Source organism: Nesterenkonia halophila (assembly GCF_009467795.1).
Taxonomy (GTDB): domain Bacteria; phylum Actinomycetota; class Actinomycetes; order Actinomycetales; family Micrococcaceae; genus Nesterenkonia; species Nesterenkonia halobia.
In genome coordinates this window covers 1-15,580 of record NZ_WIAX01000007.1, presented here as the reverse complement: position 1 = coordinate 15,580, position 15,580 = coordinate 1, and the positions used below count along the sequence as shown (strand labels likewise).

Sequence of the window (15,580 nt, the reverse complement as noted above, 5' to 3'; positions counted from 1 at the left end):
CCGGCGGCGGGGCGGCCGCCGCGCGCCCCGTCGAGCCGTCGCGCCGACTGAGGCGCTATAGTCACAGCCGATGCAGTCGACTTCCCCCCGCGACGCCGCCCGGACCTCCTCCGGAGACGACTCCGGCGCGTCCCGCACCGCAGAATCCCCCGCAGAACCGCGCGCCGACGCCGCCGCGGAGACGACCGGCGAGACACCCGGCGAGACGACGGGCGAAACCCCCGCCGCCGACTCCCACGTCCCCGCCGGCGGCATGGCCCGGGCCAGCACCCTGATGGCCTCCGGGACGCTGATCTCGCGGCTGCTGGGCTTCATGCGCACCATGCTGCTCGCCGTCGCCCTGGGCGGCACCGCCCTGGTGGCCGACGTCTTCGAGAAGGCCAACACCGTCCCGAACGTCATCTACATGCTGCTGGCCGGCGGCATGTTCAACGTCGTGCTGGTCCCGCAGCTGATCAAGGCGGCGAAACGGTCCGACGGCGGCGCCGACTACACCGCGCGGCTGCTCACCCTGGCGACGCTCGTGCTGGGCGCGGCCACGCTGCTGATCACCGCGCTGGCCTATCCGCTGATGACCGCGCTGACCAAGGACTGGTCCGAGCCGATGCTCGCGCTGGGCACCTCATTCGCCGTCTGGACGCTGCCGCAAGTCTTCTTCTACGGCCTCTACGCGGTGATCGGCCAGGTCCTCAACGCCAACGCCAAGTTCGGCTGGTACATGTGGGCGCCGGTGCTGAACAACCTCATCGCCATCGCGGTGATCGGCGCCTACATCGCGATGTTCGGCGCCTACGCCGTCGGCGGCGACCAGCTGGCCGAGTGGACCACCGCCCAGACCGTCTGGCTGGGCGCCGGCCACACGATCGGCATCATCGCCCAGGCGCTGATCCTGCTGTGGCCGCTGCGCACGCTGGGGATCCCGCTGCGGCCGCGCTTCGGCTGGCGGGGCCTGGGGCTGCGCGCCACCGGGCAGATCGCGGCCTGGACGCTGGTGACCATGCTGATCTCCAACATCGGCAATCTGCTCTACATGCGGCTGATCTCCGGGGCGACGGCGAGCCGGCAGGACGCCGGCGGAGATCCGTCCATCCCCGGAGAGTACGCCGCCAACGCCGCCCAGCTCATCGCCGTGCTGCCGCACTCGGTCTTCGTGCTCTCGATGGCCACCGTGCTGTTCAACCAGCTGGCCCGCTCGATGGACCTCGGCCGGCTGGGCGAGGTCCGCGACATCATCAACCGCGGGCTGCGGATGTTCGCGCTGCCGGTGATGTTCTGCATGATCGCCATCCTGGTGCTCGCCGGGCCGCTGGGCCGACTCTTCGGCGGCTCCTCGAGCGCCTCGGTGCTCTCCGGCGCGGCGATCGCCCAGCTGCTGGTGCTGCTGGCGCTGGGCATGCCCTTCCGCTCGGCGAACTTCTACCTGATGCGCGTCTTCTACTCCGCCGAGGACGCGCGCACCCCGATGCTGGTGCAGACGATCATCGTCGGCCTGGGACTGACCATCTCGCACAGCCTGGCCGCGGTGCTGCCGAACACCGCGCTGCCGTTCATCGTGGTGGGCATGTTCTCCGCGCTGCACGTGGTCCAGTATGTGATCTGCCATGTGCGCGTCGTCCGCCGCTGGGGGTCCTTCGACGTCGGCTCGGTGGTGGCCTCCTACGCCCGGGCCGGCTGGGCCGCGGCGGGCGCCGGCGTCGTCGGCGTCGCGGTGCTCTGGCTGCTGGGCGGCTACCGCACCGGTGCGGACCTCGGCTTCGCCTGGGAGTCCATCGGCACCGCGGTGATCACCTGCGCGGCGGTCGGCGCGGCGATGGCCGCGGCCTTCGTGGTGCTGCTGCGGGTGATGCGCGTGCCGGAGTTCGGCGACCTCGTCGAGACGCTCTCCCGGCGGCTCCCCGCGCTGAGGAGGTTGGCGCCTCCGGTCCGGTAAGGTGGCCGAGCAGAGGGCAGATCGACCGGCGATACTCAGGAGGACCCGTGGCCCAGCCGTTCGGCGTCGGCGATGTGGTGAGCGGACGCTACCGCATCACCCATCATGTGGTGACCTCTGCGGACCAGGACATCGTCTTCCAGGCCGTCGATCAGGTGCTCAGCCGCGATGTGAGCGTGCTGCTGGCCTCGCCGGCCAACGCCAAGCAGGTCGCGATCTCGGCGCGCGAGCTGGCCACGGGGGACCGGACGTCCGAGGTGCAGGTGCTCGACCTCGGCCTCTCGGCGGACCGCACCTACCTGATCTCGACGCTGACCCACCCCAACGACCTCCTCGATCTGGTCGTCCCCGACGCCGCGCCGTATGTGGAGCCGTTCTTCACCGATTCGCTGGGCCAGGAGCTCTTCGGCCAGTCCCGGGTGATGGAGCCGGAGACCTACGCCGACGACGAGGAGTACTACGCCGAGCTGCAGGACCACCTCGCCGAGTCCGACGACGTCCCGGAGGAGGAGACCGAGGACGCCGGCACCCGCTTCCGCCGGGGCCGTCCGGCCTTCCTCTCGCGCGTATCCGACAGCATCAATCGACGCTTAAGAACTGACCGCGATGCCGATCGGCGCGCCGCCGGCGACGCGCCGGACGCGGCCGCGGCGGGAGCGCTGGCGGGCACCTCCGGCGGCGCGCTGGACGACCTCGAGGTGGTCGACTCCCGCGCCGAGGCCGACACGGAGGAGACCTTCACCGCCGAGGCCGCGGCGCCCGCAGGCCGGGCGGAGTCGAGCGCCCCGGTCTCCGACGCCGGGATCACGACCGATTCCACGGCCTTCGTGGACGATGCCGGTGCTGGCGCCGCTGCTGGCGCCGGGGCCAGTGCTGACGACGGCGGCCGTGCCGCCAGCGCTGCCGCCGAGGCCGAGGCCCTGGAGCAGCAGGCCCGGGACGAGGAGGTCGTCGACGATCCGCCGGCTGCTCCGCCGACGACTCCGCCGGCCGATGTGCAGTCGGTCCCCGCGGCCGCGCAGGTCGAGCAGGACCGCCCGAGCTTCACCGGTCTCATCACGCCGATCGGCCGCGAGGAGGACGCGCGGGACGAACTTGCCGCCGCCGGCGTCTCGGGCGCCGCCGCGGCCGCCGGCGGATCGGCCGGAGCCGACGCGGAGACCGAGGAGCATGAGCCGTCCGAGGAGTCCGAACGCTCCGGCGGGGCCGGGCGCTGGCTGGCGCTGGCCGCTCTGGTCGCCCTCGTCCTCGTCGGCGCCGTCGTCGCCTTCCTGCAGCTGCGCGGCGCCGAAGGGCCGGAGACCCAGGCCGGCGCGGACTCCTCCGCCGAGGAGCCGACGGAACAGTCCTCCGAGTCCGCGACGGAGTCGCCGTCGGGCTCCTCCTCGCCCAGCGAGACCGCTCAGGCCGAGCCGCTGGCGCTCAGCGGCGTCACCCGCGAGGTGCCGGACAGCCCGGGCCTGAACTCCGAGACCGACGGCGAGCTGCCGAACCTGATCGACGACGATCCCTCCAGCACCTGGACCACCTTCAACTACGGCTCCGCCGCGTTCGGCGGCTTCGCCTCCCAGCTGGACCTGGTGGTGGAGCTCGAGGAGAGCGCAGAGGTCACTGCCGTGACGCTGACCCAGCAGACCGACACCGACGGCGGCTCCTTCGAGGTGCTCGTCGGCGACTCCGCCTCCGGCGAGGGGGCGACGAGCGTGGGCTCCGGCACGTGGAACTGGAACGACACCACGATCGAGCTCGAGGAGCCCGCCGAGGGGCAGTACGTCATCATCCGCACCACGGAGCTGCCGCTTCAGACCAGCCCCAGCAACCCGGACCTGCCGTACTCGCTGGCGGTCGGGGACATCGAGGTCGACGGCCGCTGACCTCCGGCGCGACGCCGGGCATCGGCTCCGAGCGCCGTGCGGCGGCGTCGGCGCGCCTGCCGACGCCGCCGCACGCTGCTGGCTCTCCTCAGCCGCTCGCAGGCCGCGCAGGGCCCCGGACAGGCCCGGAGGTGTCCCGCCGTGACGCCCGCCCGGCGTCATCGGGCACGGAATACCCTCCGGCCTCGTATAGTTTCACCACTGACGGCTCCGACAGCGGCCGTCCGTCCATTCCTCCTCGACCTCGAAGGACGCGACCTCGTGACTGAACAGACTCCCGACCAGGTGCATGACGTGGTGATCGTGGGCTCCGGCCCCGCCGGCTTCACCGCCGCGACCTACACCGCCCGCGCGAACCTGCAGCCGGTGATGCTGGCCGGCTCGGTGACGACCGGCGGCGAGCTCATGAACACCACCGACGTGGAGAACTACCCCGGCTTCCCCGACGGCGTGATGGGCCCGGACCTCATGATGAAGATGGAGGAGCAGGCGACCCGCTTCGGCGCCGACATCCGGCGCGAGGACGCCACGGCGCTGCATCTGGACGCGCCGATCAAGGAGATCACGCTGGGAACCGGCGAGGTCGTGCGGGCCCGGGCGGTCATCCTCTCCACCGGCTCCGCCTACCGCGAGCTGGGCGTGCCCGGAGAGAAGGAGCTCTCCGGCCACGGCGTCTCCTGGTGCGCCACCTGCGACGGCTTCTTCTTCCGCGAGCAGAACATCGCCGTCGTCGGCGGCGGCGACTCCGCGATGGAGGAGGCCCTCTTCCTCACCAAGTTCGCCTCCAAGGTCACCGTCGTCCACCGCCGCGACAGCCTGCGCGCCTCGCAGATCATGATCGACCGGGCTCTGGCGAACGAGCGGATCGAGTTCGTCTGGAACGCCGAGGTCACCGAGGTCCGCGGCGAGGGCAAGGTCAGCTCCCTCGCGCTGAAGGACACTGTCACCGGCGACGAGTCCACTCTGGACGTGACAGGTCTCTTCGTGGCCATCGGTCATGACCCGCGCGTCGAGCTCTTCGCCGGTCAGCTCGACCTGACCGCCGAGGGCACCGTCCAGGTCGAGGGGCGGTCCTCGAAGACCTCGCTGCCGGGTGTCTTCGCCGCCGGCGACGTCCTCGATCCCACCTACCGCCAGGCGGTGACCGCGGCCGGGTCGGGCTGCGTCGCCGCCATCGACGTCGAGCACTGGCTCGCCGCCGCGGCGGATCCTGCCGAGGACGACTCCGCCCGCGTCGCCGCCGCGACGGCCTGATTTCCTCCCTGCTCTCCATACCGCACGAAAGGACAGACACCATGGCAGATCTCAAGAGTGTCACCGACGACAGCTTCGACCAGGACGTACTCCAGGCCGACAAGCCGGTCATCGTCGACTTCTGGGCGGAGTGGTGCGGCCCGTGCCGCATGCTCACCCCGATCCTCGAGGAGCTGGCGACCGAGAACCCCGAGTCTCTCGAGGTGGTGAAGCTCAACGTCGACGAGAACCCGGGCACGGCCGCCAAGTTCGGCATCACCTCGATCCCGGCCGTCTACGGCTTCAAGGATGGCGAGCACGTCATCTCCTCGATCGGCGCCAAGCCGAAGCAGGCCCTCGAGCAGGAGTTCGCCGACTTCCTCGGCTGACCCGGCCTCCGGGGGTTCCACGTGAAACCCCACGCGACACACGACGAAGGCCCCGGATCCGCGATGGCGGATCCGGGGCCTTCGTGCATCCGGGCCGGCCCTCCCCGACGGTCGGGCGATCGGCCGCCGGGGAGGCATCAGCTGCTGGTGGACTGTCCGATCATCTCCATCAGCCGATGCAGGTCCTCGATGGAGCCGAAGTCGATCGCGATCCGGCCCTTACGCGCACCCAGGGTGATCTTGACCTGCGTATCGAGGCGGTCGGTGAGCGCATCGGCGTATTCGTCGAGCTGCTGATAGCGCGTGTTCGACGGGAGCCGGGTCGCCGCTTCATGTGAAACGTCAGTCTCCTTCTGGGGCTGCTGCATCATCGTCACGGCTTCCTCCGTCGCCCGGACGGATAGACCCTCTGCCACGATGCGCGCAGCGAGCTCCTCCATCTGCTCCTGCGTGGAGAGACCGAGCAGCGCCCGCGCATGGCCGGAGGAGAGCACACCGGCCGCCACCCGCCGCTGCACGCCCGGAGGCAGCTTCATCAGACGCAGCGTGTTGCTGATCTGCGGACGAGACCGGCCGATGCGCGTGGCGAGCTCATCCTGAGTGCACCGGAAGTCGTCGAGCAGCTGCCGATAGGCGGCAGCCTCCTCAAGCGGATTGAGCTCGGAGCGGTGGATGTTCTCCAACAGCGCGTCGCGGAGCAGGTCGATGTCGTCGGTCGCACGGATGATGGCGGGGATCTCGGTCCGCTCCGCCGCCTTCGAGGCACGCCACCGACGTTCGCCCATGACCAGTTCGTACTGATCGTCAGCGATCCGCCGCACGACGATCGGCTGCAGGACACCGATCTCGCGCACGGAGTGCACGAGCTCGGCCATGTCCTCCTCGTCGAACTCCTGCCGGGGCTGGCGAGGGTTCGGCACGATCGCTTCGACGCGGACCGACCGGAACTCGGCGCCGTCGACGCTTCCGCCGACGGCGCCGTCCGTTCCACGTGGAACATCGTCTGCCGCCGCGGCCGCAGGAGCCGGCCTCTCGATCGGGGAGACACCGTTAGTCTGCGCCGCGGACGCGCTCGTCGCCGCCTCTGTCGTCGTGACGTCGCTCGCGGATCCGCCCTCAGAGATCGCAGCGTCAGTGTGCGCGCTCTGGGAGGCCGCCGCCTCAGGGATCGAGCTCTTCCTCGTCCGCTTCGTCCGTTTCGGCGCAGAAGCCTTCTCAGCCGTCTCAGCGGGGCCCTGCGCCTCCGGGGTCGAGGAGCCATTGGTCGTGCTCTCTGCCGACGACTCTTCGAGCTCGGCGGGTGACGGAACTTCGGACGCTACCGCGGCCTCGGCAGTCTCACCCGTCCGGGCGACCTCTGCCGAGGCTGCCGAGGGCGCCGATTCCGTGCTCACTGCAGAATGAGGACTCCTCCGCGCGCGATCGCCGAGGACGTCCGGCATCTCCACTCGGCCGTTGCCCCGGCCGCGGCGACTCGTCGTGGTGCGTGTGCTGGATCCAGCGGTTCCACGTGAAACACGCTGCGTGTCCAGATGCGACTTGGCGGAGAAGAAGACGTCGATCGGGCGTTCCGGCGCCTCGACGCCGATTCTCGTCTCGACCTTATCGACTGTCTCGACGGCTCCGTCCGATGCGTCGTTCGAACCATCGTCGAGGACGTCCGTCCCGTCCTCCGGGGCCTCGTGGTTCGAGCCCGCGTGCTCGTCGGTTTCCGGCTGCTCCTCGGGGACGGCGGCGTCTTCGTCCTCAGGCAGGGAAGCAGGCTCGCCATCCGCCGATTCCTGCGTCGTGGTGGAGCTTCCCTCGAACGGATCGGCCGCCGTGGCCTCCGGACCGCCCTCGTCGGAGCCGGCATCCAGCGTCTCCGCGGCATCCACCGGTGTTTCACGGGAAACATTCTCCGGCGCCTCCGGCTCGACGGCGTGCGCCGTCGCCCTGGATTCTTCAGCCTCCTGGCCATCACTGTTGATCAGCGCACCGAGGCCGCGCCCCAGCCCTCGCCGCTTCCGTTCTGTCATGGAGTCCCTCCACCTTCTTGAGCCCGGACCGACCGTCCCGGTCGACAACTCCTCCATTCTAAAGACCGAAGCTGTACAGCTGCGCACTTTCTGTCCACGGCGTTCCACGGGAAACACGACGTCGGGCTCGAGGTCGGCGGATGGACTGTTTCACGTGGAACGCAGGCCGCCGCGAATGTGTGCGGGCAGCGCTCGGGCGTGCCGAGCGACGCATCCATCGTCCACCCCATTTGGGAAGGAGCCCGGCGCCCACCGCCTTCACCCACTAGCGATCCCGTGGAGGATCCTCCCGGGGGAGCTCGCCGCGAGAAAGCAGTTGTATCCGGAGATGCACGCCGGCGACCGGCGGCGTTGGTCGAGCCCTCTTCGAACGAGACTTTCTGTTCCACGTGGAACACTCGTCGTGCTCCCTTCACCACCGTCTCCTGCCGGGTGCCGAGAAATCCGAAGACCGGGCACCCCGGAGCGCTGCGTCGCGGGGAATGAGCCGATCGGGCAGAGCATCGCGCGGGCGACCACCATGCAGCTCGACAGATCGACTCGAGGTCCGGAGGAGGGGTCGCCACGTCCTCGCGTCGCTCTCAGTGACGATGTTTCACGAGAAACATACGAGTTGTCTCTCGGCTCGCACCGACGACGGCCCGGGCAGTGCGGAACCAGACCCGCCGGCGCCCAACAGGAGCACCATGCCGATCTGTGAGACGCCCAGGTACGTCCTAGTCCTTGTGCAGTCACCGTCGCCCAGCTGGCGGTTCTCACCCGCTTCTGCCGTCTCCCTGACGGTGTCGAGCAGAGTGGCAGTCCATCAGGCACCACACCATGCCATCGCCGGACGCCACATGCCGACTGATCGCTCGACCGCCGCAAGTTTCCCGTGAAACACGTCCGACGTCCGTGTCACCGTCACAGCGGATCCTCTCTCCGCGCTGCGGAGTCACTTCGTGCCCGCGCCATCCACCTTCGTGTCCACCTTCTGTCCGCCCCGACGCACGAGCCTCGGGAGGCGACGACTTGGACACGATGAGGGCTCACCACCTTCCGATCACCAGTGCGGTCGGCGTTCCACGGGAAACGTCGGGTCTGCATGCGCTGAGGCACGACGACCCGAAGTACGCCTGCCTGGAGCGGCGTCGCCGCCTCTGCAGACGAGGCGAGCGTCGACGAGGCGCGTCTCCAGGGCTGCAGGTTGATCCAAGCCTGGCTCCCGGGCATCACACGCCACACCTCCCTGCGGGCGATCCCCGGGATCGGATCCCCTCATCGGCGCGAGGGCCATTGCAAGCCGTCCCCGCGGCACGAGGATTCCTGCCCCGGAGAGCGCCTCCATGGAGACTCCTTCGCACGCTGCGCACCGCGGCGTGCGCGCATCGACACCTTTCTGCGTGTTTCACGGGAAACGCATACCGTCTCCGCTGCCGCGCATCGGGAGGCTCTTTCAGGTGGTGGACGGTGCGGCGACACGTGCCAGCCTGGAGATGCGGAACTTCAGGGGTGCGAGGAGTGCCAGGAGAGCCAGGGGTACCAGGGAGATTCTGGGCCGCAGGACGTGTCGACGTCGAGGGCAGGGGACCGGCGCAGGATGCCGAGGCAATGCCGGTGCGGTTCCGGTGCAACCCTGCTCCGGTGCCGGCGATGTTTCCCGTGAAACCTCTACTCCCGACCCGACCGAGGCCGGCGCCTATCGGGTGAGCACCTCTCCCGGAGTGAGAGTCGGGAACTCCGCACATGAACGCACATCGCCCGGCCGCCTTATCCACACCCATTCTCCACAGACGCTGTCCACAGGAATTATCCACAGGATTCCTCCACAGCTCCCCCTCCGGCGACGGGGCACGGAGCACGCTTCCTTCAGCGTGTCGCGCATCACGCCTGACTGGACAGACAGTCCTGAACATTTCCCCTCGCCCTGAACAAGGAGTCGTCGATGAACATACTGTGGGCATAGGCCACTTGTGTTCACCGGTCCAGGTCAGTCGCTCATGCGATGATCGACCTCATCGTGTCCGCATGGTTCGTCCGTGGCCGGTTCCTCCGGCATCGACAGGACCGTCAGTTCCATCGCTGCCGTCGTCGTCGCCGCCTCACCACACCCCCGCCCGAGGCCCGGCCCAGGGACCGATGCGCGGGGACACGCTCCTCGCCCGGCGCTCCGACGCCCGCGTTCTGCACAGGGGAGCACGGCATGGGCGCAGACGAGAAACGCCCTCCCGTGCCCGTCGATGATCCGACGAGCACGGGAGGGCGTGCACTTCTCGCGGCGGCTCCGCAGGGACGCGGACCCGCCGCACCGGTCAGCGGCCGGCCTCCTCGCCGCGCGCGACGATCTCGGCGGCGGCCTCCAGATAGGCCAGCGCTCCGGTGGAGCCGCGGTCATAGCTGATGACGCTCTGCTGGTAGGACGGCGCCTCGGAGATCCGCACATTGCGCGGGATCAGCGTCTCCAGCACGGCATCCGGGAAGTGCTCGCGCACTTCCTCGGCGACCTGCGCGGCCAGGCGGGTCCGTCCGTCGTACATCGTCAGCAGGATCGTCGAGACCGTCAGCGGCGGGTTCAGATGCTTCTGGATCATCTGGATGTTGTTGAGCAGCTGGCTCAGCCCCTCCAGCGCGTAGTACTCGCACTGGATGGGGATGAGAACCTCCTGCGCGGCGACGAAGGCATTGACCGTCAGCAGCCCCAGGCTCGGCGGGCAGTCGATGAACACGAAGTCCAGACGTTCCTCGCCCTGCTCCTCTCGGTACCGGTGGTACTGGTCCAATGCCCGCTGCAGCCGCTGCTCGCGCGCGACCAGCGAGACCAGCTCGATCTCCGCACCGGCCAGGTGGATCGTCGCCGGGACGACCTGCAGCCGCTCGATGTCCGGGCAGTCGGTCACGACGTCGGCGAAGGCCAGATCGTCGATGAGCACGTCATAGACCGATTCCTCGTCGGCCGAGTGCGGCACGCCCAGTCCCGTCGAGGAATTGCCCTGCGGGTCGATGTCGATGACCAGTACGTTGAAGCCCTGGGCGGCCAGCGCGGCGGCGATGTTCACCGTCGTGGTGGTCTTGCCGACGCCGCCCTTCTGGTTCGACACGGTGATGGTCCGCGTCGTCTCCGGGCGCTCGAGCTCCGTCTCGGAGAGCGCCTGACGGCGGCGCCGCTCGTCGGCCAGCTCGGCGCCCAGCGGCGACGACCCGTCCATGCTGTCCAGGATGGAGGATCCGCGGGCCGCCTCGGCGGCCTGATGGGCCGCTTCGCCCGCGCCCGCGCTCGGCCGGCTCTCGCGTGCAACGTCCTCGCTGGCCACGTGTGTCCTTCCCTCCGTCGGTTCACTCGGCGGACGCCCTGTCGGCGCCCGGTGTCGCCCCTGGAGCAGTCTAAGCCACCGCCGCCGGGAGCATCAGCCCGCCGGCCGTCAGCGACGCCGGCAGCGCACCACAGTCGTCGGCTCCTCGAGGAGGGCCTCGCCCAGCCTCAGCACTTCGGGCTGTTCCATCCGGTGCTTGGAGAACGCCTTCGACGCGGCCTCGATCTCCTGATCGACGCTGCGCCCCTTGAGGAGCATCAGCTGACCCTCCTCGGCGAGCAGCGGCACCGTCAGCGGCACCAGCTTCTTCAGCGCCGAGACCGCGCGGGCGGTGACGACGTCGGCCATCACCTCGTCGGTGACCTCCTCCGCACGTCCGCGGATCAGCGTGACGTTCTGCAGGCCCAGGTCCTTGACCACTTCGCTGAGCCAGTCCACCCGACGCTCCATCGGCTCGATGAGCGTGAAGTAGACGTCCTCGCGGGCGATGGCCAGCGCGATCCCGGGGAGCCCGGCGCCGGAGCCGACGTCGGCGACGTCGCCGCCGGTGGGAAGCTCGGGGCCCAGCACCGCGCAGTTGAGCACGTGCCGGGACCACATGCGCGGGACCTCCCACGGACCCAGGAGCCCATGCTCGATGCCCGTGGTGCAGAGGTGGTCGACGAACCGCTCGGCCAGCGGCAGCCGGTCGCCGAAGAGCTGCTCGGCCGCCGCCCGCTCGGAGTCGGTCAGCTGCGGGCGCTCCCGCGGCACCGGCTGCGCGTCCTCCGCCGGGGCGGCCGCATCCTCCACGGACGCGCCCTCCACGGACGCCTCCTGATGCCGGTCGGCGTCCTGGGTGCTTCGGTCCTGCTCGGTCATGCGGTCCCCTCCGTCGGGTCGGTCGGCTCGGGCGGCTGACGCTCGGTCCGTCGCGTCACTCGGCGGTGACGACGACGTGGCGCCGCTTCCCCTCGCCCTCGGACTCGCTGACCAGTCCGGCCTCCGCGATGAAGTCGTGGACGATCTTGCGCTCGTAGGAGCTCATCGGCTCCAGGTGCACGTCCTGGCCGTTCTCGCGGACCGTCTCGACGGCGTCGTCGGCCTGCTCCTTGAGCTCGCCGCGGCGCGTCTCGCGATGGCCGGCGACGTCGAGGACCAGTCGGGTGCGCCCGCCGGTGGCGGTCAGCACGGCCAGGCGGGTGAGCTCCTGCAGCGCGTCCAGGACCTCTCCCCGGCGGCCGACGAGGTCGTCGAGCTCCTCCTCGCCCTCCTCGGCCACCACCGAGACGTAGGTCCGCTCGCCGCGCACCTCGATGTCGATGTCGCCGTCGAGGTCGACGATGTCCAGCAGCTCCTCGAGGTAGTCCGCGGCGATGTCGCCCTCGTCCGGAGTGTCCTGCTCCTCTGCATCCTCGGCGCTCTCAGCGCCCTCGGCCTGGTCCGTCTCCTCGGCCGCGCCGGCGTCGTCCTGCCGGGGGTCCTGCGGTGCGGCGGCCGATGCCTGCTCGGCCTGGTCAGCCTGCTCGGCGTCCTCGGGGTGCTCCGTCCGGGTCTGGCTCATCAGCTCTTCTTCCTCTTCTTCTTGGAGGGCTGGGCGCCCTGGCCGAGATGCTTCCCGGTGGGCTTCTCCCGCTGCTCCTCGGCGGCCTGGGGCTTCTCGTTGATGGGCGTGAGACCCTTCGCGGCGCGGCGGAGGTTGAGCTCCTTCTCCGCCTGCGAGCCGGGCGTCGGGTTGTTGCGGATGACCCACCACTGCTGGCCCATCGTCCAGAAGTTCGTGGCGGTCCAGTAGATGAGCACGCCGACCGGGAAGTTCACACCGCCGATGACGAAGACCAGCGGCAGCATGTAGAGCATGATCTTCTGCGTCTGGGCGAACTGCCCCTGCAGGGCAGACTCGGACATGTTCTTGCTCATCAGCTGCTTCTGCGTGAAGAACTGGGTGAGCACCATGGTGATGATCATCAGCGAGGTCAGCAGCACCACGTCCCAGCGCGTGGGATCGGCTTGGAAGGACGGCAGGAAGCTGTCCGAGGTGCCGACGCCGAAGATCGACGAGGCGTCGAAGCTCTGGACCTCCGCGGGGCTCAGCGCGCCGTAGCCGTCAGTGCGGTACTGCTCCTGGCGCATGCGGTTGAGCATCCAGAACAGCGCGATGAACACCGGCATCTGGGCGAGCAGCGGCAAGCAGGTCATGAACGGGTTGACCTTGTGCTTGCGGAACAGCGCCTGCTGCTCCTGGGCCATCGCCTGGCGCGAGACCGGGTCCTTCTTGCCCTTGTACTTGGCCTGGAGCTTCTGGATCTCCGGCTGGATAATCTGCATGCCGCGCTGCGATTTGATCTGCCGGACGAACAGCGGGATCAGGATCACCCGGATGACGATCACCAGCATGACGATCGACAGCGCCCAGTTCCATCCCGAGGCCGCCCACTCGGCGTCGTCGCTGAACAGGGTGAGCAGCTGGTGGAACTTGCTCAGCAGCCAGGAGACCGCCCAGGTGAACGGCATCAGGAGTGTGTCGAAGAAGCCCATGTGTCTCTCAAGTCGTCGTGGCGGCCGACGCCCGCTGACGCGGCGTCGTGCTCGGGACCGGACGACACACGTGAGCCCTGCCGGCGTCGGGAGCCGCGCTCGGCAGGGTCATTGATCATGCTCCGCGGGAGCACAGTCGTCGTCCGGTGGGATCGGCGGATGGTTTGTCTCTATGATCGACGGTGCGGAGCCCTGGGGCCAAATCCTCCGCGCGGGCGGAACGTGGTCGACGCCGCCGGATCCGAAGGGGTTGCAGCGCAGGATCCTCCAGACCGTCAGCGGCACCCCGCGCAGCACCCCGTGGACGCTCACCGCCTCCAGCCCGTAGGCCGAGCAGCTCGGGTAGTAGCTGCACACCTGACCGTACAGCGGCGAGATCACCGTCCGATAGGCGATGATCAGCCCGGCCAGCAGCGCCGACGGCGTCCGACGGATCCGCCCCCAGCGCTGACGGCGCAGCTCCTCGGTCGTCGGCGGCGGCCCGGGCCGTCCCGGCGTGGCGCCGTCGGGCACATAGTAGTCGGCGTGCCTGATCCAGACCTGGACGGCGGTCTCCCCGTCCGGCTCCGATCCGGAGGCGCCGGTCCTCATTCCGCGCCCCCGGCACGCGCCGTCTTCTCCGAGCCTCCTGCGCCCCCGCGACGGCGGCGGCCTCCGCGCGCACGGCGCAGCGCACGCTCCAGGCCGGAGGCGACGTCGTCGCGCAGCGTGGCGTGGTCGGCCTCCGCGGCGGCCGGCAGCGCGCGCACGACGACGTCGAGCGCCGGTGCGGACGGGACGGAGCCGGGATCGGCGGGATCCGTGGGGTCGGCGGGACCTTCGACGGTGGGGGAGTCCGGCGCCGGGATCCGCTCGGGCACCAGCTCGGCGACCAGATGCCGCAGCCGGCGCTGGGCGCGGTGGCGCACGACGGCGTTGCCGACGGCCTTGGAGACGATGAACCCGCAGCGCCAGGGCGCGGCGGGGCCGTCCGACGCCGTCTCGCCGACCGGCCGCAGAAGCACGCTGACGACCACGGTGTCGGTGCCCGCCCGCGCACCCCCGCGCATCACGGCGCGGAAGTCCTGCGAGCGGGTGATCCGATGCTCACGCGGCAGCATGCGACCTCCTGCAGGGTCTCGGCGGACGGGGGCGGGATGCGCGGATCCGGACCGCCTCCCGCCCCCGGATGCACCGACGGCCCGCACCCGAGGAACGGGGACGGGCCGTGGCGAAGGCGGCGATCGACGGGCGCTGCCCGGCGACGCCGCGGGCCGCCGTCGCGGCGGCCGGATGCGTCGGGTCAGGCCGAGAGGTTCTTGCGGCCCGAGCTGCGGCGGGCCGAGATGATGGACCGGCCGGCACGGGTGCGCATCCGGGAACGGAAGCCGTGCTTGCGGCTGCGACGACGATTGCTCGGCTGGAAAGTCCGCTTGCTCACTGTGTACTCCCACTGGATGGTTGCGAAGTCCGGAAGGGAGCCGGGCCCGAGGGCGGTCGACTCCGGCGGCCTGCCGCAGCGGTCGTCCGCAGGACGCCGCCGAGAATCGGCCGGCCGCTCCGAGCGCGCGGTGGTACACCTGCGCCCGCAGATTGACCTGTCAACACTAGACGCCCCGTCGGCGCGTCGTCAAGCGTCGACCGGGCCGCACGGCCTGTCGACCGGCGCGACGACGGGATCTTGACAGCTGAATGAACGTTAAGTCAGCCTGAGGGCATCATCTGCTGAACAGTCATTCAGCCTCCCTGCCGCCCTCCGGAAAGGTGACCATGACCGATACTCCGCCCTCTCCGTCGACCGAGCGCGAGGGCGCCGAGCGCATCCTCGACGCCGCCGTCGAGCTCTTCGGCCGGCACGGCTTCTCGGCGACGAGCCTGAAGGCCATCGCCGCCCACGCCGACGTCTCCGCGCCGCTGGTCATCCACCACTTCGGCTCCAAGGCGGGGCTGCGCCGCGCCTGCGACCAGCACGTCGCCCGCCTCCTCCACGACTCCAAGGACGCCGCCATCGAGGACTCCGTAGGCGGACTGCCGCGGAACCACGTGATGGAGATGATCCACGAGTCCGGGCCGCTGATCCGCTACCTGCTGCAGGCCTTCCTCGCCGGCGGCCAGGAGATCGACGCCCTCTTCGACCGCCTGGTGGACGACTCGCTGGAGTACACCTCCCGCGCCCAGGACCTCGGCCTGGTCACCCCGAGCGAGAATCCGCGCGACCGCGCGGCGGTGATGCTGCTGCACTCCTTCGGCGCCCTGGTGCTGCACCGCCAGATGAAGCGGCAGTTCGGCGTCGACCCGTTGGAGGACCCGCCCGAGGAGATGACCCGCTACATGTCGGCGGTCCTCGAGC

Annotated in this window: 13 protein-coding genes; 5 read left to right on the top strand and 8 right to left on the bottom strand. The window is 70.0% G+C overall.

All coding sequences use genetic code 11. The annotated features are described in order from the left end of the window. Window positions 1-70: 70 nt before the first annotated feature. The 4 genes from murJ to trxA all read left to right on the top strand — a co-directional run bounded on the left by murJ (window position 71) and on the right by trxA (window position 5,426). Window positions 71-1,930: a murein biosynthesis integral membrane protein MurJ gene (gene murJ / locus GCL72_RS03285; RefSeq protein ID WP_153143294.1), complete on the top strand. Its 1,860-nt coding sequence runs from the start codon at window positions 71-73 to the stop codon at window positions 1,928-1,930. A gap of 47 nt (window positions 1,931-1,977) precedes the next feature. Then, window positions 1,978-3,804 carry a hypothetical protein gene (locus tag GCL72_RS03280; protein WP_153143293.1) on the top strand — a complete coding sequence of 609 codons (1,827 nt, stop codon included), beginning with the start codon at window positions 1,978-1,980 and terminating at the stop codon, window positions 3,802-3,804. 261 nt (window positions 3,805-4,065) lie between these two features. Further along, a complete protein-coding gene (gene trxB, locus GCL72_RS03275; protein ID WP_153143292.1) occupies window positions 4,066-5,058 on the top strand; it encodes a thioredoxin-disulfide reductase in 993 nt (330 codons plus the stop codon). A 41-nt stretch (window positions 5,059-5,099) separates the two neighbouring features. Next, a complete protein-coding gene (gene trxA, locus GCL72_RS03270) occupies window positions 5,100-5,426 on the top strand; it encodes a thioredoxin (RefSeq protein ID WP_153143291.1) in 327 nt (108 codons plus the stop codon). A 137-nt stretch (window positions 5,427-5,563) separates the two neighbouring features. On the opposite strand, the gene GCL72_RS03265 is transcribed toward trxA, so the two are convergent. The 8 genes from GCL72_RS03265 to rpmH all read right to left on the bottom strand — a co-directional run bounded on the left by GCL72_RS03265 (window position 5,564) and on the right by rpmH (window position 14,671). Beyond that, a complete protein-coding gene (locus GCL72_RS03265) occupies window positions 5,564-7,444 on the bottom strand; it encodes a ParB/RepB/Spo0J family partition protein (protein ID WP_425486758.1) in 1,881 nt (626 codons plus the stop codon). A 2,291-nt stretch (window positions 7,445-9,735) separates the two neighbouring features. Continuing rightward, on the bottom strand, window positions 9,736-10,734 hold the full coding sequence (locus tag GCL72_RS03260) for a ParA family protein (RefSeq protein WP_246160987.1): 999 nt from the start codon (window positions 10,732-10,734) through the stop codon (window positions 9,736-9,738). Window positions 10,735-10,842: 108 nt separating this feature from the next. Beyond that, window positions 10,843-11,595 carry a 16S rRNA (guanine(527)-N(7))-methyltransferase RsmG gene (rsmG, locus tag GCL72_RS03255; RefSeq protein ID WP_246160986.1) on the bottom strand — a complete coding sequence of 251 codons (753 nt, stop codon included), beginning with the start codon at window positions 11,593-11,595 and terminating at the stop codon, window positions 10,843-10,845. A gap of 55 nt (window positions 11,596-11,650) precedes the next feature. Further along, the gene (locus GCL72_RS03250) at window positions 11,651-12,277 is read right to left on the bottom strand and encodes a Jag family protein (RefSeq protein WP_153143290.1); all 627 of its coding nucleotides are present in this window, start codon (window positions 12,275-12,277) and stop codon (window positions 11,651-11,653) included. After that, window positions 12,277-13,251, bottom strand: a complete 975-nt coding sequence (yidC, locus tag GCL72_RS03245; RefSeq protein WP_153143289.1) for a membrane protein insertase YidC — start codon at window positions 13,249-13,251, stop codon at window positions 12,277-12,279. The genes GCL72_RS03250 and yidC overlap by 1 nt, the downstream gene beginning before the upstream one ends. Window positions 13,252-13,359: 108 nt before the next feature. Then, on the bottom strand, window positions 13,360-13,842 hold the full coding sequence (yidD, locus tag GCL72_RS03240) for a membrane protein insertion efficiency factor YidD (protein ID WP_153143288.1): 483 nt from the start codon (window positions 13,840-13,842) through the stop codon (window positions 13,360-13,362). Then, window positions 13,839-14,351 carry a ribonuclease P protein component gene (locus tag GCL72_RS03235; RefSeq protein ID WP_153143287.1) on the bottom strand — a complete coding sequence of 171 codons (513 nt, stop codon included), beginning with the start codon at window positions 14,349-14,351 and terminating at the stop codon, window positions 13,839-13,841. Before GCL72_RS03235 ends, yidD begins: the two co-directional genes overlap by 4 nt. A gap of 182 nt (window positions 14,352-14,533) precedes the next feature. Further along, window positions 14,534-14,671, bottom strand: coding sequence for a 50S ribosomal protein L34 (gene rpmH, locus GCL72_RS03230; RefSeq protein ID WP_010525598.1), 138 nt, complete (start codon window positions 14,669-14,671; stop codon window positions 14,534-14,536). Between the two features lie 329 nt (window positions 14,672-15,000). Between rpmH and GCL72_RS03225 the strand changes: the two genes are divergently transcribed. Beyond that, window positions 15,001-15,580 (top strand): TetR/AcrR family transcriptional regulator (locus tag GCL72_RS03225; protein ID WP_153143286.1); only part of this gene is annotated, 580 nt, incomplete at its 3' end.